This window comes from Simplicispira sp. GW247-4R2A, assembly GCF_059424465.1.
Genome location: NZ_JBWKZM010000013.1, coordinates 88,501 through 111,163, shown reverse-complemented (window position 1 = coordinate 111,163; position 22,663 = coordinate 88,501). Strand labels below are relative to the sequence as shown.

Below are 22,663 nucleotides of genomic sequence, written 5' to 3'. Positions count from 1 at the left end.
GGGTGTGGGCGGGCGAGTTGGAGAGGCCATTATTCCCTAGAGTATCTCCGTACGTAAGCTACCAAATAAATAGCTGAAAGCGCATATCTATAAAGCGCTAGAGGCCGATTTGGCCAAATATTTCCGCAGGTAATGCCCGGTATGGCTCGCCGGGTTGGCCGCGACCTGCTCGGGCGTGCCGGTGCCCACCACGCTGCCGCCACCCGAGCCGCCCTCGGGCCCCATGTCGATGATCCAGTCGGCGGTCTTGATAACGTCCAGGTTGTGCTCGATGACGACGATGGTGTTGCCGGCGTCGCGCAGTTGGTGCAGCACCTTGAGCAGCAAATCGATGTCGGCGAAGTGCAGGCCGGTGGTGGGCTCGTCGAGGATGTAGAGGGTGCGGCCGGTGTCGCGCTTGCTGAGTTCCTGCGCCAGCTTCACCCGCTGCGCCTCGCCGCCCGAGAGCGTGGTGGCGCTTTGCCCCAGGCGCAGGTACGACAGGCCCACATCGAGCAGGGTCTGCAGCTTGCGGGCGATGGTCGGGACGTCCTTGAAGAAGGCGTAGGCGTCTTCCACCGTCAGCTCCAGAATGCCCGCGATGTTGCGGCCCTTCCATTGCACTTCCAGCGATTCGCGGTTGTAGCGTTGGCCGTGGCAGATGTCGCAAGGCACGTAGACATCTGGCAGAAAGTGCATTTCCACCTTCACCACGCCGTCGCCCTGGCAGGCTTCGCAGCGCCCGCCCGCCACGTTGAAGCTGAAGCGCCCTGGGCCGTAGCCGCGCTCCTTGGCGAGGTTGGTCTCGGCCATCAGTTCACGGATGGGCGTGAACAGGCCGGTGTAGGTGGCCGGGTTGCTGCGCGGCGTGCGGCCAATGGGGCTCTGGTCGACGTTGATGACCTTGTCGAAATACTCGATGCCCTCAATGGCCTCGTGCGCCGCCGGCTCCTCGTGTGCGCGGTAGAGCTGGTGGGCTACGGCGGCGTACAGCGTGTCGTTCACCAGCGTGCTTTTGCCCGAGCCAGAAACGCCCGTTACGCAGGTGAACAGGCCAACTGGGAAATCGACGCTCACGTCTTTGAGGTTGTGGCCGCTCGCCCCGACCACGCGCAGCGCCTGCACGGCGCCCTGGCGGGCCACATGCTCGGCAAGGCGTGCAGCGCGGCGCTCGCCGGCTTCTGTGATGGGAAAGCGCGACTTGCCCTTGGGCGCGGCAGGGGCCTCCTGCTTGACCACCGGCAGCCAGGGCGTGCGCCGCGCCGGGACGGCGATGCTGCGCGTGCCCGCCAGGTACTGGCCGGTGAGCGAATCGGGGTTGGCGCGCACCTCGTCGTAGGTGCCCTGGGCCATCACGCGGCCACCGTGCACGCCGGCGCCGGGGCCCATGTCCACCACCTGGTCGGCGGCGCGCATCATGTCTTCGTCGTGCTCGACGACGATCACGCTGTTGCCGATGTCGCGCAAGTGTTTGAGCGTGGCGATCAGCCGGTCGTTGTCGCGCTGGTGCAGGCCGATGCTGGGCTCGTCGAGCACGTACATCACGCCCGTCAGGCCCGAGCCGATCTGGCTGGCCAGGCGGATGCGCTGCGCTTCGCCGCCCGAGAGCGTCTCGGCACTGCGGTCCAGGCTCAGGTAGTTCAGGCCCACGTCGTTCAGAAACTGCAGGCGGGTGGCGATTTCGCGCACCACTTTGTCGGCAATGTCGGCCTTGGAACCACTGAGCCGCAGAGCGGCAAACCAGGCGTGGGCAGTGGACAGCGTGGCGTGGCTCACCTCCCAGATGGCGCGGGCCTGCTCGCCTTCGCCGATTTTCACGAAGCGTGCCTCGCGGCGCAGGCGTGTGCCGTGGCAGTCGGGACAGGGCTGCGACTGGCGGTAGCGGGCCAGGTCCTCGCGCACCGCGCTGGAATCGGTCTCGCGGTAGCGCCGCGTCATATTGGGCAGGATGCCTTCGAAGGGGTGCTCGCGCAGCACCGGCTTGCCCTTGGATGCGCCACTGTCAACAAGGTAGCGAAACGCAATCTGCTCGTCACCCGAACCGTGCAGCACCACCTGCTGCACCTGGGGCGGCAAGGTCTCGAACGGCGTGTCCACGTCAAAGTGGTAGTGCTCGCCCAGGCTTTGCAGCATGGCGAAGTAGTAGGCGTTGCGCCGGTCCCAGCCCTTGATGGCGCCGCTTGCCAGGCTGAGCGTGGGAAAGGCCACTACGCGCGCCGGGTCGAACACCTCGCTGTGGCCCAGGCCGTCGCAGGTGGGGCAGGCCCCCATGGGCGAGTTGAAGGAAAACAGGCGCGGTTCCAGCTCGGGCAGCGAATAGCTGCACACCGGGCAGGAGAATTTCGCGCTGAACGCGTGCTCGCCTTCACCGTCCGTGTTGCTGTCCATCTCCAGCGCCAGCACGCGGCCGTTGGCCTCGCCTGCGCTGGCGCCCACGCGCAGCGCCGCTTCGATGCTCTCGGCCAGGCGCTGCTGGGCGTCCGGGCGCACCTTGAGGCGGTCGATGACGACGTCGATGTCGTGCTTCTCGGTCTTTTTCAGCTGTGGCAGGTTTTCGGCCTCCAGCACTTGGCCATCGACGCGAAAGCGCACATAGCCCAGCGCCTGCATCTGCGCGAACAGCTCGGTGAATTCCCCCTTCTTCTCGCGCGCCACGGGCGCGAGCAGCATCAAGCGCGTATCAAGCGGCAGCGCCAGCACGGCATCGACCATTTGGCTCACCGTCTGCGATTGCAGTGGCAGGCCATGCTCGGGGCAGTACGGCGTGCCGGCGCGGGCGTACAGCAGGCGCAGGTAATCGTGAATCTCGGTCACCGTGCCCACCGTGGAGCGCGGGTTGTGGCTGGTGGCCTTCTGCTCGATGGCAATGGCGGGGGAGAGGCCCTCGATCAAATCGACATCGGGCTTGTCCAGTCGCCCGAGAAACTGCCGCGCATAGGCCGAGAGGCTCTCCACATAGCGCCGCTGGCCCTCGGCGTACAGCGTGTCGAACGCCAGGCTCGACTTGCCGGAGCCCGACAGCCCGGTGATGACCACCAACTGGTTGCGCGGCAGGTCGAGGTCGATGTTCTTGAGGTTGTGCGTGCGCGCGCCGCGGATGCTGATGCGCTGCTGGGCCCGCAGCACGCTGGCGAGCGGCCGGCCTTCGTCGGCAGGGCCACCGGGCGCGGGCGCAGGGATAGAAAGGGGAAGGGAAAGGTTCACATTGGGCGCGCGGCGTGGGTGCGCGCGAAGGCTGAAAAACCTTTCATGATAAAGAAAGGACTGCGGCATGGGTACCTGGACGCCCGTTTGCGTCTACGGCCAGCCACTGCACCGCTGTCAGGGTTTGCCCCACGCTCGCTGGACGATTGGCGCACAATGCACGTTTTTTCAGCCTTCGCCGGCCCTTTCAGGCTGGCCTGCACCGCGTGTCCGAGTCCATCGCTTCTGCTCGCCCCATCCCCTCTTCGATTCCCGATCCCGCCCACCGCATGACCGCGCTGGAGCGACGCTCCAGCGTCAGCCTGGCGCTGATCTTCGCGCTGCGCATGCTGGGCCTCTTCCTGGTGCTGCCGGTGTTTGCGCTTGAAGCGCGCAAGTACCCCGGTGGCGACGACCCGGCGCTGGTCGGCCTGGCCATGGGTATTTATGGTCTGACGCAGGCCTTTTTGCAGCTCCCGCTGGGCCTGGCGTCTGACCGGCTGGGGCGCAAGCGTGTCATCGTGGCGGGCCTGCTGGTCTTTGCTGCTGGCAGCTTGGTGGCGGCGCTGGCCGGCTCCATCACGGGCCTTTTGGTAGGCCGTGCGCTGCAGGGCGCGGGCGCCGTGTCGGCGGCGGTGACCGCCCTGCTCGCCGACCAGACGCGCGACGGCGTGCGCACCAAGGCCATGGCGCTGGTGGGTGGCAGCATCGGCCTCATGTTTGCCGTGGCGCTGGTGGCGGCGCCGGCGTTGGCGGCCCACATTGGCTTGTCGGGGCTGTTTGGCCTGACCTGTGCGCTGGCACTGGGCGGCGTTGCCGTGGTGCTGTGGTGGGTACCGGCCGAGCCCGCCCAGCATGCCAATGCGCCGCGCGGGCGGCTGCTGGACGTCTGGAAGCATGCCGACTTGCTGCGCCTGAACCTGAGCGTGTTCGTGCTGCACAGCGTGCAATTGGCCATGTGGGTCGCCGTGCCGGCCATGCTGGTGCAGGCGGGCCTGCCCAAGGCGGCGCACTGGCACATTTATTTGCCGGCGGTGGTGCTCTCGTTTGTTGCCATGGGCGGATTGTTTGCACTCGAGCGGCGCGGTCACTTGCGCGCGGCCTTGCTGGCGGCGATTGCCATGGTGCTGGTGGTGCAGGTGGGCCTGGGCCTGCTTGCGGCCACCGAGACCGCGCCGACGCTGTGGGTGCTGGGGGCGGTGCTGTTTGTGTTTTTCTGTGGCTTTAATGCGCTGGAGGCCAGCCAGCCCAGCCTGGTCTCGCGCATGGCGCCGGCGTCGCTGCGCGGTGCGGCGCTGGGCACTTACAACACCCTGCAGTCGCTCGGCCTGTTTGCCGGCGGCGCCTTGGGCGGTGCACTGGTCAAGTGGGCCGGCGTGCCGACGCTGTTTGGTGTGACCAGCGTACTGTGTGTGCTGTGGCTGGCGCTGAGTTGGGGCTTGCGGCCGGTGGGGCGCAGCAGCGGCGGGCACTGAGACGCCCGCTGCGGGTGAAGGACTCAGTGCGGCGGCGCATCGGCAGCCGGCGCAGAGGGGTCTGGCGCTGCCGGTGCCTTCAGCACCGCCACCATGTGGGCCGCCAGCGTTTCGTACAGTGGCTTGGCGATCAGGCGCGAGATCAGGCTGGACAACATGGCGGCGGCCATGAGGCTCAGCACCAGAGCGTGGCCGTCGATCATCTCCATCACGATGATGAAGGCCGTCAGTGGTGCTTGCGTGACCGCCGCGAGGAATGCCGCCATGCCCATGGCAATGAGTGCTGGCGCAATGTCGGCGCCCATCAACAGCGAAACGTTGTGCCCTACGCCGGCACCAATCGACAGCGAAGGCGCAAAAATACCGCCCGGTACGCCGCACCAGGCGGTCAGCCAGGTGGCAATGAACTTGAGCGTGACATAGAACGCCGGAACGTCGGCGTGCCCGGCGAGCATGTGCTGCACTGCCTCGGAGCCGGCGCCAAATGTGGCGCCGCTGGTGGCCAGCCCCATCAACGCGATCATCAGGCCGCCCGCCGCTGCAAACCGCACCGGAAAGCGCGCGCGCAGCACGTTCAGGCGTTCCGGTGCTCCGGTCAGGGAGGTTGCCATCACCTTGGCAAACAGGCCGCCCAGTGCTCCGCAGACGAGCACCACCATCAGGCCGGGGGCCAGCGCGCTCCAATCCAGTGGTGGCACCACGATGACGCCGTAGTAGCTGTGGTTGCCATAGAAAGAGACGCCCATCAGACCGGCCAGCACGATGCCGGTGATGATCAGGCCGCTGCTGCGCGATTCGAGCTTGCGCGAGAGTTCCTCAATGGCGAATAGCACGCCAGCCAGCGGCGCATTGAAGGCTGCGGCGATCCCGGCAGCGCCCCCGGCTACCAGAAGAGCATGGTCGCTGATGCCCGAATGCGGCCCTAGCCAGCGCCTTGCATGGCGCATGACGCCGGCGGCGATTTGCACCGAAGGCCCTTCTTTGCCGACTGACATGCCGGCCAGGAATCCGGCACTTCCCAGCACCAGCTTGGCCAGCGTGAGGCGCAGCGACACGAAAATGGAACGCTCGGCTTCGGCAACTGCCGGGTCTAGTGCAGCGATCACCTGCGGTATGCCCGAACCCGCCGTGGTGGGCGCAAAACGGCGTGTCGCCCAGACAATCGCCGCCGACCAGGTGGGAATCCACACCAGCACGGCCCATCCACCCTGCCAGTGGTACACCCGCTGGAAATACGCGAAGGCCTGGTTGGTCAAAAAGGTAAATGCCACGACGCTCAGGCCAGCGATAACGGCGTAGGCGAGTACCACGGTGCGGTCCAGCCACAGCCGGCCGCTGGAGAACTCGCGGCGCAGGTTTTGCAGAATGTCGGGCTGATGGTGGTGCATGGTAGAGAGTGGCGGCGATCCTGCCAACGGGCTACACGCTGCCTTTGACTTTGATTGTGGCACGCATGCCCTCGCCGGACGGCTTGCGGCACAATGTCGGGCCCTACCAGCGCTGGCCGCAGCGCATGTTTCCACCTCCCCAATTCCTGCAGGTCCCACCATGGCATCCGTGAACAAAGTCATCATCGTCGGCAACCTGGGCCGCGATCCCGAAATGCGCACCTTTCCCAGTGGCGACCAGGTGGCCAATGTCACCGTGGCCACCACCGACAAGTGGAAAGACAAGCAGAGTGGTGAGATGCGCGAAGCCACCGAATGGCACCGCGTGGTGTTCAATGGTCGTCTGGCGGAGATTGCCGGCCAGTACCTGCGCAAAGGCTCGCAGGTCTATGTGGAAGGGAGTCTGCGCACGCGCAAATGGACCGACCAGGCTGGTGTGGAAAAGTACAGCACCGAAATCCGCGCTGACCAGATGCAGATGCTGGGAAGCCGCCAAGGCATGGGCGGACAAGGCGGCGGTGGCCAGCAAGGTGGTGGCTACGACGATGGCGGTTACGGCGGCGAGCCGGGCGGTGGCTTTGACCAGGCCCCCCGCCGCGCCGCGCCTCCGGCCCAGCGTCCTGCAGCGCCTGCACCTCGTCCTGCCCCCCCAGCACCAGCCCCAGCGCCGCGTGCGGCCTCGGGGTTTGACGATATGGATGACGATATTCCGTTTTGAGACCGGGCAAAGCCAATTCTTGTGGATTGAAGCCAGCCTCCCTACTGGGGAAAGCGGGGTTCAGCTAGACCCGATTGCCGATGGCGATGCCCCTGGCGTTTTCAGTTCCCGCAACCGGCGGTAGAGTGAACGCTCGCTGATCCCCAGTTGGGAAGCCAGTTCGGCTCGACTGCCGTGGTGGCGTGCCAGGGCTTGGCGCAGTGCGTTGTCGTGCAGGGGCTGCGTCGGCACCGGCATTCTTGCTGGCGCGCAATCGGCTGGCGCCAGCGCCTTGGGCGAGCGCAGGCCCGTGTCCAGCGCGAGCTGCACATGCTCGATCTCGATGCAGTTGCCATCACACAGCAGCGTGGTGCGCTCCAGGAGGTTGCGCAGTTCGCGCACATTGCCGGGAAAGGGCTGGCGCTCCAACAGCGCAAGGGCGGCCGGGCTGACGGAAAACTGCCGCGGTGCGGCCACCCGCGCGAGCAGTGCCGGAACCAGCAGCGCGATGTCGCCCGTGCGCTCGCGCAGCGGCGGCAGTGCAATGGGGAAGGTGCTGAGCCGGTAGTACAGGTCTTCGCGGAACCGCCGCTCGTCGACCATGGCGCCCAGATCGCGGTGCGTGGCCGAGACCACGCGGATGTCGGCATGCCGCAGCTCGGTACTGCCTACGCGGCGGTAGGTGCCGGTCTCCAGCAGGCGCAGGAGCTTGACCTGCATGGCCAGCGGGATGTCGCCCACTTCATCGATCAACAGCGTGCCGCCGTTGGCTGCTTCGACCAGCCCGTCGCGGGCATGGGTCGCGCCTGTGAAAGCACCACGTTCGTGGCCAAACAATTCGGATTCGAATAGCGTCTCGGGAAGACTTGCGCAGTCCACGGCGACCAGGGCATGTCCGGCGCGGTTGCTCGCCTCATGCACGGCACGCGCCACCAGCTCCTTGCCGGTACCCGATTCGCCCAGCAGCAGTACGTTGGCGCTGGAGGGCGCGACACGCGCCACCAGTGCCAGCATGCGTTGGAACGCCCCGGAGCGGCCTATCAACGCAGCCGCTTCTGGCTGCGCCCCGGCCATTCGCAGCGACTCCATCTTCTCGACGAAGAAGCCCGGCCCGCCTTGCGGCCCGGGCAGAGGCGATAGCTCGATGTTGACATACGCCTCGCCGCGTGGCGTATGGTGCAGGTGCAAGACGCGTTCGCGCTGGCCCGAGTGCAGGGACTGCGCGAGGGGGCACGATTCGCCTGCCTGGTCGCAAGGCACGGCGAAATGGTGGGACACCTCATGGCAGGTCCGGCCCACCACGCTGCCCTGTGCGCTGAACTGCCGACGGTAGGCGGCGTTGGCCGCAAGAATGCGGTACTGTGTGTCCAGCAGGATATGCGGCTCTGGAAGGCCTTCGAGGAACGCGGTGAGTTCGGGCAAGGGGTGCATGGCAGCGGTTCCGGTCGTACTGCCATATGGCAGCGTGTGCAGCTGCCATTTTCTGCCAGTTTGGCAGTTGCGCCTGCGAAGAGGCGGACGCAGATGCTTGCGCAAGGTTTTAGATCTTTGATTTTCAAAGGGTTTTTTGTGCCAGAAGATTGGCACGAATCTTGTTTCCATTGTGTCCTTGCACCCCTACCGCACCATGCAATTTCACGACCGATCCCTGATCCGCAAATTGGCCGTTGTGCTGGTGGTCAAGGTGCTTGTGCTGACCGGCCTGTGGTGGGGGTTCGTGCGCGAACAGCGTTTGCCGGTTGATGCGCAGGATGTCGCCGCGCAGTTGCTGGGGGCGCCGCCCAGCCCAATTTCAAAATCCGTTCAGGAGTAGCCCCGTGATCTCAGAACAACTGGTGGATCTGTCCCGGCTGCAATTTGCCGCCACGGCTCTGTACCACTTCCTTTTCGTGCCGCTGACGATTGGCATGGTGTGGCTGCTGGTCATCATGGAGAGCGTCTATGTCATGACCGGTAACGTGATCTGGAAGGACATGACGCGTTTCTGGGGCAAGTTGTTCGGCATCAACTTTGCGCTGGGGGTGACCACCGGCATCACGCTCGAATTCCAGTTTGGCACCAACTGGGCCTACTACTCGCACTATGTGGGCGACATCTTCGGCGCCCCCTTGGCCATTGAAGGGCTGATGGCCTTCTTCCTCGAATCGACCATGATCGGCCTGTTCTTCTTTGGCTGGGATCGGCTCTCGCGCACGCAGCACCTGATGGTGACCGTGCTGATGGCGGTGGGTACCAATCTGTCGGCGCTGTGGATCCTGATCGCCAATGGCTGGATGCAGAACCCGGTGGGCGCTGAGTTCAGCTACCAGACCATGCGCATGGAGATGACCGACTTCTGGGCCGTGCTGTTCAACCCCGTTGCGCAGGCCAAGTTCGTGCACACCGTCTCGGCGGGCTATGTGACGGGGGCGATGTTCGTGCTGTCCATCTCGTCCTGGTACCTGCTCAGGGGCCGCGACATCGAATTTGCCAAGCGCAGCTTTCGCGTGGCGGCGGCGTTTGGCCTGGCCAGCGTGTGCTCGGTGATTGTGCTGGGCGACGAGTCGGGCTACACGGTGGGCGAGGCCCAGCAGACCAAGATGGCGGCGCTTGAAGCCATGTGGGAAACCAAGCCCGCACCAGCAGGCCTGACGCTGGTGGCCGGTATCGACGAAGCGGCGCAGAAGAACGACTGGGAAATCGAAATCCCCTGGGTGATGGGCCTGATCGGCACGCGTTCGACGACCCAGCAGATTCCAGGTATCCACGACATCAAGGCGAAGAACCGCGAGCGTATCGAGCGTGGCATCCACGCCGTGGCAGCCCTGGAAGCGTTGCGCAAGAACTCGGGCGATGCGGCGGCCAAGGCCCGCTTCGAGCAAGACAAGGCGGATTTGGGCTTTGGTCTGCTGCTGAAAAAGTATGTCGCCGATGTGCGGGAGGCCACGCCCGAGATCATCCAGAAGGCGGTGGACAGCACGGTGCCGCGCGTGACCCCGATGTTCTGGAGCTTTCGCGTCATGGTGGGGCTGGGCTTTCTGATGCTGGCGCTGTTTGGCCTGGCGTTCTGGAGCACGCTCAGGACGGGCTTCGGCCCGCCGCGCTGGCTGCTGCGCGGGGCGCTGATCATGCTGCCCGCGCCCTGGATTTCCTGCGAGCTAGGCTGGTTCGTCGCCGAATATGGCCGCCAGCCCTGGACGATCTACGGCGTATTGCCGACCCATCTGAGTGTTTCGACCCTGAGTCTGAACAGTCTCTACGGCTCGCTGGCCGGCTTCATCGGCTTCTACACCGTGCTGCTGGTCGTCGAGATGTCTCTCATGGTGAAGTTCGCCCGCATGGGCCCGGGCAGCCTGGGTACCGGCCGCTACCAGCAAGAACCCATCCACGCCTGAGGAGGAAACCATGAACCCGCGCTCCCATCTTCGTTCGCAGCCCTCCGAGAGAGTGCAAGCCGCCCTCGGGATGGCTTGGCAGGAGTCTTGACCATGTTTGACTACGGAACCCTCAAAATCATCTGGTGGCTGCTGGTGGGCGTGCTGCTGGTGGGCTTTGCCATCATGGACGGCCACGACATGGGCGTCGGCACGCTGCTGCCTTTTGTGGGCCGCAGCGATATCGAGCGGCGCACCGTGATCAACACCGTCGGTGCCCACTGGGAGGGCAACCAGGTCTGGTTCGTCACAGCGGGCGGGGCCCTCTTTGCGGCTTGGCCGCTGGTCTATGCCACCGCCTTCAGTGGTTTTTATTGGGCCATGATGGCCGCGTTGTGGGCCCTGTTTTTCCGCCCTGTGGGCTTCACCTACCGCAGCAAGATCCAGAACACCACCTGGCGAAGCACCTGGGATTGGGGCTTGTTCGTTGGCGGCTTCGTTCCTCCGGTGATTTTTGGCGTGGCTTTTGGCAACCTGCTCCAGGGGGTGCCGTTCCAGTTCGATTCCCTGCTGGTCTCCACCTACACCGGGAATTTTTGGCAACTGCTCAACCCGTTTGCCCTGCTCGTGGGCGTGGTCAGCAGCGCCATGCTCACCCTGCAAGGCGGGGCCTATCTGGCGCATCGCACCGAAGGTGTAATCCAGGCACGTGCGGTCAAGGCTGCGGGCGGCGCAGCGCTGGTGATGGTGGCCGGCTTTGTGGCCGCCGGTGTCTGGCTGCAATGGATTCCGGGCTTTCGCATCAGCTCGGTGGTCGATCCGTCCGCCCTGCCCAACCCCCTGGGCAAGACGGTGGTGCTTGAGACGGGCGCCTGGATGGCCAACTACGCCATACAGCCGCTGCTGTGGCTGCTGCCGGCCCTGGGCATCGTGGGCGCCCTGGCTGCGGCCGGGCTGTTGCGGGCGCGCCGCACGCTGACCGCCTTTGTCGCATCGTCGCTGGCGATCGTGGGCGTGATCGGTACGGCGGGCGCCTCGATGTTTCCCTTTGTCATGCCCTCGAGCACCATGCCCGCCGCCAGCCTCACCGTGTGGGACAGCGTTTCCAGCCACCTCACGCTGGGCATCATGTTCTGGGCCACCCTGATCCTCATGCCGCTGATCGTGCTCTACACCTCATGGGCCTACAGCGTGATGCGCGGCAAGGTCACTGCGGCCTACATCCGCGAGAACGAACACGGCGCTTATTGATCCCGGTGCATCACCCTGACGCACAACAAGGAGCCTGAACCATGTGGTATTTCGCCTGGATGCTTGGCATCGGCTTTGCGGTCTTGCTGGCCATTCTCAATGCCCTGTGGGGCGAGAACGAAGAGGCGCGCAGGGCCTCGCTCGGGCGGGACGGGTGATATGGCAGCCCCGACCTCCGAGGAGCCGGCGCTGCCGCCACGCGCTGACCGCCCAAGCACCAGCCGCGTGCACCTGCCCAGCCTGCTGGCTGCGCTGGCCATCATGCTGGTGGGCAGCGTGTACCCGCTGCTGCTGGCCGATGCGCAGGGCAAGGCAGACCACGCCCTGGCCTTGGCACTGTTCTGGGCCATGAGCGCAGGCCTGGTGCGCGGCGTCGGCTTTGTTCCGCGGTGGGCGCTCTGGCGCTGGCTGTTCTCGGGCTGGGCCTGCACCTTTGCGCTGCTGCTCGCCGCTTGGCTGCGCTGGGGCGGCTGAGCCGCTGTTGTACCGCTTGCGCTGTGCATGCCCCGCAGCGGCACGGGTGCCGTGTGCGTGGGGTCACGCTTTGCACAGATGGCCAACCACAGTGTCAACACCGATGCCGGCGTGCACGGCTGCAGCTACGCGGCGCAAACCATGTGACCTATTTGCAAACCCAAGAGAACCCATGAAAGCCTTTCAAGACTATTACCCCGAAAACGTCTCGCACTGCTATGGCTGCGGTAGCCAAAACCAGCACGGCCACCGTATTCGCACCTTCTGGGAGGGCGATGAAACGGTGACCCGCTATACCCCGCAGGCCTGGGAAACCTCGGTGCCGGGCTTTGCCTATGGTGGCCTGATTGCCTCGCTGATCGACTGCCACAGCACCGGCACGGCCGCCGCCGCGATGTACCGCAGCGAGGGCCGCGAGATGAGCTCGCAGCCCGCATTCCGCTTCGTGACCGGCTCGCTGCATGTGGATTTCAAGAAACCTACGCCCATCGTGGAGCTGGAGATCCGCGGACGCGTCAAGGAAATCAAGGGCCGCAAGGTGGTGGTGGAGACGACCGTGAGCGCCAACGGCGTAGTCACCGCACGCGGCGAGGTGGTCGCGGTGCAAATGCCTGAGGATTTCGGCACACCGCGCTGAGCGCGAGGTGCTGGTTCAGGGCGTGTGCACTGTCGCGCTCTGAATCACCCCGCCGCCCAGGCAGACCTCACCGTCGTAGATCACGGCGCTTTGCCCCGGCGTCACAGCCCACTGGGCTTCGGGGAAGCGCAGTGCAAAACCGTCGGGCAGCGCCTCCAGGGTGCAGGCTGCGTCCTGCTGGCGGTAGCGCGTCTTGGCCGTGTAGGCTCCCGGCACGGGGGCGTGGCCTGCGCACCAGCTCACGTCCTGCGCGGCCAGTTGGTGCGACAGCAGCCAAGGGTGGTCGTGTCCCTGCACCACGCGCAAGGTGTTCTTGTCCAGCTCCTTGCGCGCCACGAACCAGGGTGCGTGCTCGCCCGCTCCGCGCTGGGCGCCCTTTTCCTTCACGCCACCAATGCCCAGGCCCTGGCGCTGGCCCAGGGTGTAGAACGAGAGGCCCACATGCTTGCCCAGCGTGCGGCCGCGTTCGTCCTGGATGGGGCCAGGCGCGTGTGCGATGTAGCGGTTGAGAAACTCGCGAAACGGCCGCTCGCCAATGAAACAGATGCCGGTCGAGTCTTTCTTTTTGGCGTTCGGCAGGCCGATGTCGGCGGCAATACGGCGCACGACGGTCTTGCGCAGCTCGCCCACCGGGAACAATGTCTTGGCAAGCTGCGCCTGGGTTAGGCGGTGCAAGAAGTAGCTCTGGTCCTTGGTAGCGTCTACGCCTTTAAGCAGTTCGAACAGGCCGGTGTCGCTGCTCTGGCGCACCCGTGCGTAATGGCCCGTGGCGATTTTCTCGGCGCCCAGGCGCATGGCGTGGTCCAGGAAGGCCTTGAACTTGATCTCGGCGTTGCACAGCACATCGGGGTTGGGCGTGCGGCCGGCCTGGTATTCGCGCAGGAACTCGGCGAACACGCGGTCCTTGTATTCGGCGGCAAAGTTGACGTGCTCGATCTCGATGCCGATCACGTCGGCCACAGCGGCGGCATCGACGAAATCGACGTTGGACGAGCAGTATTCGCTGTCGTCGTCGTCTTCCCAATTCTTCATGAAGATGCCGACCACCTCGTGCCCCATGGATTTGAGCAGCCAGGCGGTGACGGCCGAATCCACCCCGCCCGAGAGGCCGACAACGATGCGCTGGCGCCGGCCAGTCGGTTCAGGCAGCGACATGGTTCAGTACGCTGGCGTCGGTGTGTACCAGTTCGAGCGCGTAGCGCCTGCCGGCCAGGTAGTCGGTGATGCACTGCAGCACCAGCGGGCTGCGGTGGCGCTCCTGCGTGGCACGCAGTTCATCGAGCGTGAGCCACACAGTGCGCACGATGCCGTCGTCGAGCGCTCGCCAGGCGTGGTGCGCGCCCAGCGTGCCGGTGAAGGCAAAGCGCAGGTAGGTGATGTCGTCGCCGGAGCGCGTGCGCGTGAAGCGGTTGAGGTAGATGCCGACCAGGGCCGTGGGCGTGAAGTCGTGCGCGGTTTCTTCCAGCGCCTCGCGCGCGCAGGCGTCCACAGGGGATTCGCCGGGGTCGAGGTGGCCGGCAGGGTTGTTCAGCTTCAGTCCGTCGGCGGTTTCTTCTTCGACCAGCATGAAGCGCCCGTCCTGCTCGATGATGGCAGCGACGGTGACGTTGGGTTTCCAGCGATTGGGCATGGCAGGATTATCCTGAACTGGCTGAACCCGCGTTTTTGACCACCCGCAGCAGGGCTTTCTATACTGACAGCACGCGCCCGCTTGCACGGCGTGGCAGGAGGTGATTTGTGGCCTGGCATACCTGGTTGATCTATCTCGTCGCGGCGGTGGGCCTCTCGCTCACGCCCGGACCCAACAGCCTCCTGGCGCTGACCAATGGCGCCCTGCACGGCCACCGCCGCACGCGCTGGAGCGTGGCGGGCGGCGCCGTGGGCTTTGTGGCGGTGATCGCGCTGTCCATGCTGGGCATTGGTGCGCTGCTCCAGGCGTCCGCCAGCGCGCTGCTGGTGCTCAAGTGGGTCGGTGGCGCGTACCTGGTGTGGCTGGGCATCCAGCTCTGGCGCGCGCCGCCGCTACAGCTCAACCCCAGTGCGGACACACCGTTTCCGCGCCGCAGCCAGTTGTTTCGCCAGGGGCTTTTTGCAGCGGTGTCCAACCCCAAGGCGCTGCTGTTCTACGGCGCCTTTCTGCCCCAGTTTCTTGACCCGGCGCGCAGCCTGTGGCTGCAGTTCGTGGTCATGGCAGGCACGTTTGCGGTGATCGAGTGTGGCGTGGAAGTGCTGCTCGCCCGTATGGCGCACCGCATTCGCCCGGTGCTGGAGCGCTATGGCAAGCGCTTCAACCGCGTCTGTGGCGGTGCCTTTGCGGCCATGGGTGTGGCGCTGCCGATGACGCGTTGATCAATTGAGCGTCCGCAACATGTACACAGCGCCTTGGCCATAAGCGGCGAGACGTCGGCGTTGCTCCAGATCTTGCAACGGGCCAATGGCATAGCCGCGCCGCTCCCAGAAGCCTTGCGAGCCCTGTACCGCCACCAGCGCCGAGCGGGTGAGGCCACGCGCCACCGCGCTGCGCCACAACGGCGCCAGCAGTGCCTGCGCCAGGCCCTGCCCGGAAAATTCAGGCAAGACGGCCATGTCGTGCAGGTACAGCGTGTCGGGCGAATCCGCAGCCTCGAAATCGCCATGCAGCGGTGTCACTTTGCCCTGGGCCGAGCCATAGGCGGCAAGGTAGGCGCAGATGCGGCCTGCCTGCTCGATTACCCATGAGCATTGCGCTGGACTGGCGAGGCGGCGTGCATAAACCGAGGCACTTTCGATATAGCCAGCGCCATAGCAGGCGCGCTGCACCGCCAGCAGGCCGGGCAGGTCTTGCAGGGTGAGAGGGCGGGGGACGGCGGTCATTCTCGGTGGGGTGGCAGGGGTTTGGCGGCTGGCGCGGTAAGCGCTTTCGGGTCTGGCATTGGCTGGAGAATGCTATTAGATAGATAGCTTGCAGCGCTTATCAGGCATGCCATGGAGCATGGTTCTATTCAAAATTCAAACCAATTCGGACGAAGCTCTGCATACCCTGGCCATCGCGCCTACGCGTCAGCGGCCATGGGCAGGCACAGCCGCAGGCGGGCACCGCCCAGGGGCGAGGCCAGGGCCTGCACGCTGCCGCCGTAGGTCTCGGCCAGCGCGCGCACGATGTCCAGGCCCAGGCCGGAGCCGGGCCGCTGCTCGTCGAGCTGTACGCCGCGCTCGAACATGTGCTCGCGCTCTTCCTCGGGAATGCCAGGGCCATCGTCATCGACGGTGAAGCACAGCTGCCCCTGCGACGATTGCACATCGACCACCACGCGTTGGCGCGCCGATTTGCCGGCGTTGTCGATCAGGTTGCCCAGCAGTTCGTACAGGTCCTGCTCCTCGCCGCGAAAGGCCCCGTCCTGCGCCTGGGGCGCGAGTTCAAACGCTAGATGCCGCTCCGTATGCAGGCGCTGCATGGTGCGCAGCAGCGCGCGTAGCGGCGGCAGCACCGGGGTGCGCAGGCCGGTGGCGCGTACGGCGGCGGCGGCGCGCGCACGGGCCAGGTGGTAATCGACCTGGCGGCGTGCGCTGGCCACCTGCTCTTGCACCAGCAGCGCCAGCGGGCTGCGTTCTTGCGCGGCGGCATTGGCCAGGATGGACAGCGGCGTGTGCACGGCATGGGCCAGGTTGCCGGCCTGGGTGCGGGCGCGCTGCACCATGTCGGCGTTCTCGCGCAGCACGTGGTTGAATTCGTTGACCAGCGGCTGCAGCTCTTGGGGAAAGCTGCCTTCGAGCTGCCCGGCGGCGCCGCTGCGCACGGCGGCCAGGCGCGCGCGCAGGAGCTGCAGCGGCCGCAGTGCCAATTGCAATTGCACCGCCACGGCAAGCGCCAGGCCCAGCGCCAGCAGGCCCAGGGCGATGAGCAGCATGCGGGTGAAGCGCTGCAGGGGTTCGGCCAGCAGGGCTTTGTCGCCCGCCACCACCAGGCGCAGCAGTGGCGCATCGTCCTCGGGCAGTTGCAGGGTGCGTGCCACGGCCAGCAAGGCGTGGCCCTGGGCGTCCTGCAGTGGCAGAACGCTGTAGCCGCCAGCCGGGTAGGACGCTGGCGCATCGGGCAAGCGCAGCACCTGGTCCCACAGCGAGCGCGAGCGCGCCACGCCCGCCTGGGGTGCCGCGCCCAGCCGGTCAATCTGCCAGTACAGGCCCGACAAGGGCTGTGCCAGGCGTGGGTCTGCTGCCATGGGGCTGATCGTGACGTGGCCGGGTGGGACCCAATCGACGGAAGCGCTCAAATGGTCGAGCTGCATCACCAACTGCGCCTGCAATTGTTGGGTGACGTGGTCCTGAAACAGGCCGCGCAGGCCCCAGCCCACCAGGACAATGGCCAGCAGCATCCAGGCCAGCGTGCCGGCCAGCAGGCGCAGGCGCAGCGAGCCCGTTCTCACACCGCGTGGCCCACGTCAACCAAGCGGTAGCCCAGGCCCCGCACGGTTTCGATGCTGCCGGCGGGCAGCTTCTTGCGCAGGCGGCCGACGAAGACTTCGATGGTGTTGGAATCGCGGTCGGCGTCTTGCGGGTAGAGGTGCTCGGACAGTTCGGTGCGCGAAAGCACTTCGCCCTTGCGCTGCATGAGCAGCGACAGCAGCTTGAATTCATGGCTGGTCAGTTGCAGGGGCAGGCCGTCCACCAGCACGCGGGCCTGGCGTGTGTCGAGCAAGATGGCCCCGCATTGCCATTGCGCGCTGGTGTGCTCACCCAGTCGCCGCAGCAGGGCCCGCAGGCGCGCCAGCAACTCCTCCATGTGAAAAGGTTTGGCCAGGTAGTCGTCCGCGCCGGCATCCATGCCGGCCACTTTTTCATGCCAGGCGCTGCGCGCCGTGAGGATAAGGACCGGCATGGTGCGCCCCGCCGCACGCCAGCGGCGCAGCACCGACAAGCCATCGAGTGCGGGCAGGCCCAGGTCCAGCACCACGGCGTCGAAATCCTCTACGTCGCCCAGGTAATGGGCGTTGACGCCGTCGCTGGCACTTTCCACCGTGTGCCCTGCGGCCGTGATGGCGCGCACCAGTTGGTCGCACAGCGTGGGTTCATCTTCAACGACGAGGATGCGCATCCCTGTCCTTTCCGTGGTCCTTGCGCTGGATCTCCAGCACCTTGCCATCGACGGCATCGACCTTGAGCTTGACGATGCGGCCATCGTTCTGCAGCAATCGGATTTCGTAGAGGAAGCGGCCGCCGTCCTGCTCGAACTCTACCTTGAGCGCCTGGCCCTGGTAATCGCGTTCGATTTTTTCCAACACGGCCCGCAAAGGCAGCACCCGGCCTTGTTCGAGCGCCTGGCGCGCCAGCTCATGGTCACCATGCTCACGCTCATCGGCGTGCAGCACCGGCCCGGCGCCGAGCAGACACAGGGCCAGGCTGTGCAGCATCAGGCGGCGAAAGGGTTGCGTGGTGCAGGAGGCCATGGGCCGGTTTTTACCCTTGGGGCGATGAACGGAGGATGAATGCGTCTTTCAGCATGCGTTCAAGGTGGGTTCTCCAGAATGCGCTGCATCAACAAGCGAACGGCCACAGCCGCCCACAATGAAATGTACCGACCGGCAGGTGCGGCAAGCATGCAGTCTGCCAACCCCAACCCTCTGCACCAGGAGTATTGCCATGCGCGCCCATCCCCGTTTCCGTTGTGGGCTGCTGGCCCTGGCCCTGGGCCTGGTCGCCCTGCCGACCTTGGCCGATGACGACTGCGATGCGCCGGTCAACCGCTGGCAGTCGCGCGAGGCCGTGCGCCAGATGGCGGCCCAGCAGGGCTGGCAGATTCAGCGACTCAAAATCGACGATGGCTGCTACGAAATTCACGGCACGGACGCCCAAGGCCGCAGCTTCAAGGCCAAGATCGACCCGGAAACCCTGAAGGTGTTGAAGATGAAGCAAGGGGATCGCCAGCGTTCCCACGAGCGCAACCGCGATCGCGATCGCGACCATGCAGCGCCGCAATCGGGTGGCGCTGATGCGCCTTCGCCACTGTTCACCCCTGGTACCGCCCCGCGCGGCCAGATCGAGTAACCACCCACTGGAGCATCACGATGTCCAAACCTCTTTTGACCACCTTGGCCGCCGCCTGTGCGCTGGCCGTTCCCGCCCTGGCGCACAGCCGCCAGGTCACGCTGACCGCCCAGCTCAAAAACTACGGCGGCGACGGTGCCTACCTGGCCGCCTACCTGACCGACGCCAAAGGGGCGTATGCCGGCACGCTGTGGGTGGCTGGCGGCAAGGCCAAGTACTACAAGCACCTGTCCGACTGGAACCGGCTCTCCAGCGGTGACGCCAAGCGCCTGAACGGCGTCACCGGTGCCAGCGTGGGCGCGGGGCGCACGCTCAAGGTGACGGCCAACCTGGCCGATGCCCTGATTGACGCGGGCTATGAAATCCACATCGATGCTGCCGTGGAAGACATGCGCGACAGCCCGTCGGAAATCCGCGTACCGCTGACGACCGGCAACGCCGGCAAGCCACAGGCTGGCAAGCAGTACCTCCAGTCGCTGACCTTCCAACTGCAGTAAAGGGCGTGCGCATGGGTTGGAAAGCCATTCACCGCTGGCTGGGTTTGACGGCGGGTACTCTGGCGCTGGTGCTGGGCCTTAGCGGCGCCCTTCTGGCGTTCGACCCGGTGCAGCAATCGTGGCAGGCACCTGCGGCACCGGGCGACCTGTCGGTAGCGACGCTGGTGGAGCGCGTGGCACGCACCGTCCCGGGCGCAGAAGAAATCCGCCACCTGCCCTCGGGCGCCATCGTGGTGTTCGGCTTTGTCGGCGACCAGGCGCAGGCGCACTACGTGGATGCGGCAGATGGCAAGGTGCTGGGCGCCTGGGAGCCTTCGGCGCTGCCGCGCTGGGTGAAGAACCTGCACCGCTCGCTGCTCCTGGGCGACGCCGGGCGCTGGGGCGCGGCGGGCATTGCGCTGGCCATGGCCTTGATCTGCGTCTCGGCCCTGGTGCTGCTGCTGCGCCGCATGGGCGGCTGGCGGCGCCTGGCCGCGCGGGTGCGGGGCTCGCTGGCGCAGCGCATCCACGTGGTGGCGGGCCGGGTGGTGCTGGCGGTGCTGTGCCTGACCTCCCTCACCGCGCTGACGATGAGCGCCTCGACCCTGGGATTGGTGGCGCTGGATGCCGGGACCGAGCCGGATGTGATTTCTGTCACCACCGGACAGACCGCTCTGCAAGCACTGCCTGGGGCGCAGCTTCCTATGCTGCAAAGCCTCGCTGTGCGAGATTTGCGCAAACTGAATTTCCCGGACGCAGCCGACCCGCAAGACACTTGGACGGTCGCCACCCGTCAGGGCGAAGGCTGGATCGATCGCTATTCAGGGCAGACGCTGGCCTGGCAAGACCTTACCCTGGCGCAGCGCCTCTACGACTGGGCGCTGGTGCTGCACACCGGCGAAGGGGCCTGGCCCTGGGCCGTGGTGCTCGCCCTCGTGGGCGCCAGCGTGCTGCTGTTCTGGTGGTCGGGCGTGGTCATGTGGTGGCAGGCGCGCCGCCAGGCGCCGCACATCACCGACAACAGCCCGCTGGCGCGCGCCGACGTGCTCATTTTCGTCGCCAGCGAAGGCGGCAGCACGTGGGGATTTGCCCAGGCGCTGCAGGATGCGCTGGCCCAGAGCGGCCACCGCGTGCACACCAGCGCTTTGGAGCATTTCCAGACCACGCCCGCCACGCGGCAGGTCTTCGTGCTCGCCGCCACCTATGGCGAGGGCCAGGCCCCGGCACACGCCAAAGACGCGCTGGAGCGCATGGCAAAGCTCAGTGCCAGCGCCGTGCCCGTGACGGTGCTGGGCTTTGGCGACCGCCAGTACCCGGCCTTCTGCGCCTTTGCCGAGGCGCTGGAGAAAACGCTGCGTGCACAGGGTTGGCCCGCGCTGCTGCCGCTCGAATGCATCCACCAGCAATCGGCCCAGCAGTTCGCGCGCTGGGGCGACGCCCTGGCGCGCGCACTGGGTGAGCCCCTGGTGCTCGACTATGTGCCGCGCGTGCCGCCCACCACCGCGCTCACGCTCGTGGCGCGCCAGAACTACCGCGAGCACAGCGACGAACCCACGGCGATCCTGCGCTTTGCCTGGCCCGCGCAGGGCGGGGGGGCACTTCGGGGCCATGGCCTGGCGCACTTTGCGGCGGGCGATCTGGTGGGCATCGTGCCGCCGGGTTCGGCCGTGCCGCGCTTTTACTCGCTGGCGTCGGGCTGGAAGGACGGGTTTCTGGAAATCTGCGTGCGCCTGCTGCCGGGGGGGCTGTGCTCCACGCATTTGCTGGGCTTGCAGAGGGGGGACAGCATTGCCGCCTTCATTCGCTCCAACCCCGGCTTTGCGCTGCCGCGCACGCGCCGGCCCGTGCTATTGATCGGGGCGGGCACGGGGGTGGCGCCCCTGGCTGGCTTCATCCGCCGCAACGACCGGCACACCCCCATGCACCTGTACTTTGGGGGGCGCGACCCGGCGCAGGACTTTTACTTTGGCACCGAGATCGGGCAATGGCTGGGTGAAGGGCGGCTGGCGAGTGTGCAGACGGTGTTCTCGCGCGTGCCCGAGGGCGGCGGTTATGTGCAGGACGCCCTGCGCCGCGACGCCGAGCGCCTGCGCGCACTGCTGGCCCAGGGCGCCCTGGTGCGCGTCTGCGGCAGCCGCGCCATGGCCAAGGGCGTGGCCGAGGCGGTGGATGCCATCCTGGCGCCACTGAAGCTGAGCGTGGCGCAGCTCAAGGCCAAAGAGCGCTATGCCGAAGACGTCTTCTGAGACTGCCGCGCCCTGCACGCGGATTGCGCTGCACGGCCCGACCATGGGAACGCGCTGGTCCGCCAGCGTGGACGCCGATGGTGCTGTGAACCAGGAGGCCCTGCGCCAAGACCTGGCCTTTGCGGTGCAGCAGGTGGACACGCAGATGTCGCCCTGGAAGCCGGAGAGCGATCTGGTGCGCCTGAACCGCGCACCCGTGGACACCTGGGTGGACCTGCCGCCTGAAATGCTGGAGGTGCTGGCCTGCGCCATGGACATCCACCGCCAAAGCGCTGGCGCGTTTGACCCCTGCGTCGGCGCGCTGGTCGATGCCTGGGGTTTTGGCGCGGTACGCGACGCGCCTGACGCCGCGGCGATCCAGGCCGCGCGCCAGGCCGTGCCCATCCCGATGCACAAGGGCCTGGAGCTCGACCGCCCCGCAGGCCGCGTCCGCAAGCGCGCCCCCGTGCAGCTCGATCTGTGCGGCATTGCCAAGGGCTATGCGGTGGACCGCATGGCCGCCGTGCTGCAGCAGCATGGCGTGCGCCATGCGCTCGCGGCGCTCGATGGCGAGCTGCGCGCCGTGGGCGGCCAGGCCAGTGGCGTGCCCTGGGCCGTGGCGCTCGAATCTCCTGACGTTGGACGCCGCGCGGCGCGCGGCGTCATCGAGCTCGAAGACCTGGCCGTGGCCACCTCGGGCGACTACCGGCACTACCTGAAAGTCGGCGACGCGCACCTCGCGCACACCATGGACGCACGCCGCGCCGCGCCGGTGAACAACGCCGTCGCCTCGGTCACCGTGCTGGCACGCACCTGCATGGAGGCGGACGCCTGGGCCACCGCCCTGCTGGTGGCCGGCCCGGGCGAAGGCCTTGCCCTGGCGCAGCGCAGGGGGCTGGAAGCCCTGTTTCTGCTGCGCCGCCCCGCAGGCTTGGTGGAGCTGGGGCTGGGGCGGTTCGCCGCCTCCTGATTCCATTTCTAAATCAAACGATTACTTTGTCGGCTTCGCTTGTCGTACGCCTGTACTGTCTGCGCTTCACCTTCGCGTACTCGATTGATTGAGAAACGGAATGAGCGCCGCAGAGATTTGCATGAACGGCAGCACAACAGGCCGTTCAGCAGCGATTCATGGGGGCCGGCGCAGACTGGGTCCACAGTCGCCAAGGACTGGGCACCTACGCAAAGGAGACCACCATGCAACGGACCACACTTCTCGCCTCGATCGCTCTGCTGACCGCCGCCATCAGCCCCCCGCTTCTGGCCGGAGATCACCAACACCACCGGAAACACGACCGCCAGCCGGCCACGGACATGCGCACCACAGACGGGGATGGCCAAGGCATGCAGGCGGTCGTCCACAGCGCCCCCAGCGATGCGCCGGGCTATGGGTGGCGCTATTTCACGGATCCGGCAGCGTCCCGCGCCCTCGCCATCAGTCCGCAAGGGGACTATTACTACAGTTCCGGCACGGGCTTGCGCTGGATCGCCGCGGCACAGCGCTGAG

At 66.4% G+C, this 22,663-nt stretch carries 23 protein-coding genes; 14 read left to right on the top strand and 9 right to left on the bottom strand.

What is annotated here, in order from left to right:
- Window positions 1–87 precede the first annotated feature (87 nt).
- Entirely contained in the window at window positions 88–3,183 is a 3,096-nt protein-coding gene (gene uvrA, locus AC07ZH_RS10815) for an excinuclease ABC subunit UvrA (RefSeq protein WP_495199729.1), read from the bottom strand.
- A gap of 269 nt (window positions 3,184–3,452) precedes the next feature.
- Between uvrA and AC07ZH_RS10810 the strand changes: the two genes are divergently transcribed.
- Window positions 3,453–4,637 (top strand): MFS transporter, encoded by a 1,185-nt coding sequence (locus AC07ZH_RS10810; protein WP_119109677.1) that lies wholly within the window; start codon window positions 3,453–3,455, stop codon window positions 4,635–4,637.
- A 23-nt stretch (window positions 4,638–4,660) separates the two neighbouring features.
- Here AC07ZH_RS10810 and AC07ZH_RS10805 read toward each other — a convergent pair whose 3' ends face one another.
- Window positions 4,661–6,025, bottom strand: a complete 1,365-nt coding sequence (locus AC07ZH_RS10805; RefSeq protein ID WP_495199728.1) for a chloride channel protein — start codon at window positions 6,023–6,025, stop codon at window positions 4,661–4,663.
- A gap of 160 nt (window positions 6,026–6,185) precedes the next feature.
- Between AC07ZH_RS10805 and ssb the strand changes: the two genes are divergently transcribed.
- Window positions 6,186–6,743, top strand: a complete 558-nt coding sequence (ssb, locus tag AC07ZH_RS10800; protein WP_119109617.1) for a single-stranded DNA-binding protein — start codon at window positions 6,186–6,188, stop codon at window positions 6,741–6,743.
- Between the two features lie 60 nt (window positions 6,744–6,803).
- On the opposite strand, the gene AC07ZH_RS10795 is transcribed toward ssb, so the two are convergent.
- Window positions 6,804–8,153: a sigma-54 interaction domain-containing protein gene (locus AC07ZH_RS10795; RefSeq protein ID WP_495199727.1), complete on the bottom strand. Its 1,350-nt coding sequence runs from the start codon at window positions 8,151–8,153 to the stop codon at window positions 6,804–6,806.
- A gap of 196 nt (window positions 8,154–8,349) precedes the next feature.
- Between AC07ZH_RS10795 and cydP the strand changes: the two genes are divergently transcribed.
- The 6 genes from cydP to AC07ZH_RS10765 all read left to right on the top strand — a co-directional run bounded on the left by cydP (window position 8,350) and on the right by AC07ZH_RS10765 (window position 12,437).
- A complete protein-coding gene (cydP, locus tag AC07ZH_RS10790; protein ID WP_495199726.1) occupies window positions 8,350–8,535 on the top strand; it encodes a cytochrome oxidase putative small subunit CydP in 186 nt (61 codons plus the stop codon).
- A 4-nt stretch (window positions 8,536–8,539) separates the two neighbouring features.
- Window positions 8,540–10,096: a cytochrome ubiquinol oxidase subunit I gene (locus AC07ZH_RS10785; protein WP_495199725.1), complete on the top strand. Its 1,557-nt coding sequence runs from the start codon at window positions 8,540–8,542 to the stop codon at window positions 10,094–10,096.
- Between the two features lie 93 nt (window positions 10,097–10,189).
- Window positions 10,190–11,326 (top strand): cytochrome d ubiquinol oxidase subunit II, encoded by a 1,137-nt coding sequence (gene cydB, locus AC07ZH_RS10780; RefSeq protein ID WP_495199724.1) that lies wholly within the window; start codon window positions 10,190–10,192, stop codon window positions 11,324–11,326.
- A 41-nt stretch (window positions 11,327–11,367) separates the two neighbouring features.
- A complete protein-coding gene (cydX, locus tag AC07ZH_RS10775) occupies window positions 11,368–11,484 on the top strand; it encodes a cytochrome bd-I oxidase subunit CydX (RefSeq protein ID WP_119109612.1) in 117 nt (38 codons plus the stop codon).
- 1 nt (window position 11,485) lies between these two features.
- A complete protein-coding gene (locus AC07ZH_RS10770; RefSeq protein WP_495199723.1) occupies window positions 11,486–11,800 on the top strand; it encodes a cyd operon YbgE family protein in 315 nt (104 codons plus the stop codon).
- Between the two features lie 172 nt (window positions 11,801–11,972).
- The gene (locus AC07ZH_RS10765; protein WP_119109610.1) at window positions 11,973–12,437 is read left to right on the top strand and encodes a PaaI family thioesterase; all 465 of its coding nucleotides are present in this window, start codon (window positions 11,973–11,975) and stop codon (window positions 12,435–12,437) included.
- Window positions 12,438–12,452: 15 nt separating this feature from the next.
- Here AC07ZH_RS10765 and mnmA read toward each other — a convergent pair whose 3' ends face one another.
- Entirely contained in the window at window positions 12,453–13,592 is a 1,140-nt protein-coding gene (gene mnmA / locus AC07ZH_RS10760) for a tRNA 2-thiouridine(34) synthase MnmA (protein ID WP_495199722.1), read from the bottom strand.
- Complete coding sequence (locus AC07ZH_RS10755) at window positions 13,579–14,067, bottom strand: NUDIX hydrolase (RefSeq protein WP_119109608.1); 489 nt, start codon at window positions 14,065–14,067, stop codon at window positions 13,579–13,581. Before AC07ZH_RS10755 ends, mnmA begins: the two co-directional genes overlap by 14 nt.
- Window positions 14,068–14,174: 107 nt before the next feature.
- On the opposite strand from AC07ZH_RS10755, the gene AC07ZH_RS10750 reads away from it, so the two are divergent.
- On the top strand, window positions 14,175–14,786 hold the full coding sequence (locus tag AC07ZH_RS10750; protein ID WP_495199721.1) for a LysE family translocator: 612 nt from the start codon (window positions 14,175–14,177) through the stop codon (window positions 14,784–14,786).
- Here AC07ZH_RS10750 and AC07ZH_RS10745 read toward each other — a convergent pair whose 3' ends face one another.
- From AC07ZH_RS10745 to AC07ZH_RS10730, 4 genes are all read right to left on the bottom strand, one after another.
- A complete protein-coding gene (locus AC07ZH_RS10745) occupies window positions 14,787–15,290 on the bottom strand; it encodes a GNAT family N-acetyltransferase (RefSeq protein WP_495199720.1) in 504 nt (167 codons plus the stop codon).
- Window positions 15,291–15,469: 179 nt separating this feature from the next.
- Complete coding sequence (locus AC07ZH_RS10740) at window positions 15,470–16,789, bottom strand: sensor histidine kinase (protein ID WP_495199733.1); 1,320 nt, start codon at window positions 16,787–16,789, stop codon at window positions 15,470–15,472.
- A gap of 47 nt (window positions 16,790–16,836) precedes the next feature.
- Complete coding sequence (locus AC07ZH_RS10735; protein WP_495199719.1) at window positions 16,837–17,508, bottom strand: response regulator transcription factor; 672 nt, start codon at window positions 17,506–17,508, stop codon at window positions 16,837–16,839.
- Window positions 17,489–17,860: a PepSY domain-containing protein gene (locus AC07ZH_RS10730; protein ID WP_495199718.1), complete on the bottom strand. Its 372-nt coding sequence runs from the start codon at window positions 17,858–17,860 to the stop codon at window positions 17,489–17,491. The genes AC07ZH_RS10735 and AC07ZH_RS10730 overlap by 20 nt, the downstream gene beginning before the upstream one ends.
- 193 nt (window positions 17,861–18,053) lie before the next feature.
- Between AC07ZH_RS10730 and AC07ZH_RS10725 the strand changes: the two genes are divergently transcribed.
- The 5 genes from AC07ZH_RS10725 to AC07ZH_RS10705 all read left to right on the top strand — a co-directional run bounded on the left by AC07ZH_RS10725 (window position 18,054) and on the right by AC07ZH_RS10705 (window position 22,662).
- Window positions 18,054–18,458 (top strand): PepSY domain-containing protein, encoded by a 405-nt coding sequence (locus AC07ZH_RS10725; RefSeq protein ID WP_495199717.1) that lies wholly within the window; start codon window positions 18,054–18,056, stop codon window positions 18,456–18,458.
- Window positions 18,459–18,478: 20 nt separating this feature from the next.
- Window positions 18,479–18,955 carry a DUF2271 domain-containing protein gene (locus AC07ZH_RS10720; protein WP_495199716.1) on the top strand — a complete coding sequence of 159 codons (477 nt, stop codon included), beginning with the start codon at window positions 18,479–18,481 and terminating at the stop codon, window positions 18,953–18,955.
- A gap of 11 nt (window positions 18,956–18,966) precedes the next feature.
- Window positions 18,967–21,180, top strand: coding sequence for a PepSY domain-containing protein (locus AC07ZH_RS10715; protein WP_495199715.1), 2,214 nt, complete (start codon window positions 18,967–18,969; stop codon window positions 21,178–21,180).
- On the top strand, window positions 21,161–22,129 hold the full coding sequence (locus AC07ZH_RS10710; RefSeq protein WP_495199714.1) for an FAD:protein FMN transferase: 969 nt from the start codon (window positions 21,161–21,163) through the stop codon (window positions 22,127–22,129). The genes AC07ZH_RS10715 and AC07ZH_RS10710 overlap by 20 nt, the downstream gene beginning before the upstream one ends.
- 224 nt (window positions 22,130–22,353) lie before the next feature.
- The gene (locus AC07ZH_RS10705; protein WP_495199713.1) at window positions 22,354–22,662 is read left to right on the top strand and encodes a hypothetical protein; all 309 of its coding nucleotides are present in this window, start codon (window positions 22,354–22,356) and stop codon (window positions 22,660–22,662) included.
- Window position 22,663 lies beyond the last annotated feature (1 nt).

Excerpts from the sequence above, each read along its gene's own strand:
- AC07ZH_RS10810 (WP_119109677.1), top strand. The coding sequence starts at position 3,453 with ATGACCGCGCTGGAGCGACGCTCCAGCGTCAGCCTGGCGCTGATCTTC.
- AC07ZH_RS10805 (WP_495199728.1), bottom strand. The coding sequence starts at position 6,025 with ATGCACCACCATCAGCCCGACATTCTGCAAAACCTGCGCCGCGAGTTC.
- ssb (WP_119109617.1), top strand. The coding sequence starts at position 6,186 with ATGGCATCCGTGAACAAAGTCATCATCGTCGGCAACCTGGGCCGCGAT.
- AC07ZH_RS10795 (WP_495199727.1), bottom strand. The coding sequence starts at position 8,153 with ATGCACCCCTTGCCCGAACTCACCGCGTTCCTCGAAGGCCTTCCAGAG.
- cydP (WP_495199726.1), top strand. The coding sequence starts at position 8,350 with ATGCAATTTCACGACCGATCCCTGATCCGCAAATTGGCCGTTGTGCTG.
- cydB (WP_495199724.1), top strand. The coding sequence starts at position 10,190 with ATGTTTGACTACGGAACCCTCAAAATCATCTGGTGGCTGCTGGTGGGC.
- cydX (WP_119109612.1), top strand. The coding sequence starts at position 11,368 with ATGTGGTATTTCGCCTGGATGCTTGGCATCGGCTTTGCGGTCTTGCTG.
- AC07ZH_RS10770 (WP_495199723.1), top strand. The coding sequence starts at position 11,486 with ATGGCAGCCCCGACCTCCGAGGAGCCGGCGCTGCCGCCACGCGCTGAC.
- AC07ZH_RS10765 (WP_119109610.1), top strand. The coding sequence starts at position 11,973 with ATGAAAGCCTTTCAAGACTATTACCCCGAAAACGTCTCGCACTGCTAT.
- mnmA (WP_495199722.1), bottom strand. The coding sequence starts at position 13,592 with ATGTCGCTGCCTGAACCGACTGGCCGGCGCCAGCGCATCGTTGTCGGC.
- AC07ZH_RS10755 (WP_119109608.1), bottom strand. The coding sequence starts at position 14,067 with ATGCCCAATCGCTGGAAACCCAACGTCACCGTCGCTGCCATCATCGAG.
- AC07ZH_RS10745 (WP_495199720.1), bottom strand. The coding sequence starts at position 15,290 with ATGACCGCCGTCCCCCGCCCTCTCACCCTGCAAGACCTGCCCGGCCTG.
- AC07ZH_RS10740 (WP_495199733.1), bottom strand. The coding sequence starts at position 16,789 with ATGCTGCTGGCCATTGTCCTGGTGGGCTGGGGCCTGCGCGGCCTGTTT.
- AC07ZH_RS10735 (WP_495199719.1), bottom strand. The coding sequence starts at position 17,508 with ATGCGCATCCTCGTCGTTGAAGATGAACCCACGCTGTGCGACCAACTG.
- AC07ZH_RS10730 (WP_495199718.1), bottom strand. The coding sequence starts at position 17,860 with ATGGCCTCCTGCACCACGCAACCCTTTCGCCGCCTGATGCTGCACAGC.
- AC07ZH_RS10725 (WP_495199717.1), top strand. The coding sequence starts at position 18,054 with ATGCGCGCCCATCCCCGTTTCCGTTGTGGGCTGCTGGCCCTGGCCCTG.
- AC07ZH_RS10720 (WP_495199716.1), top strand. The coding sequence starts at position 18,479 with ATGTCCAAACCTCTTTTGACCACCTTGGCCGCCGCCTGTGCGCTGGCC.
- AC07ZH_RS10715 (WP_495199715.1), top strand. The coding sequence starts at position 18,967 with ATGGGTTGGAAAGCCATTCACCGCTGGCTGGGTTTGACGGCGGGTACT.
- AC07ZH_RS10710 (WP_495199714.1), top strand. The coding sequence starts at position 21,161 with ATGCCGAAGACGTCTTCTGAGACTGCCGCGCCCTGCACGCGGATTGCG.
- AC07ZH_RS10705 (WP_495199713.1), top strand. The coding sequence starts at position 22,354 with ATGCAACGGACCACACTTCTCGCCTCGATCGCTCTGCTGACCGCCGCC.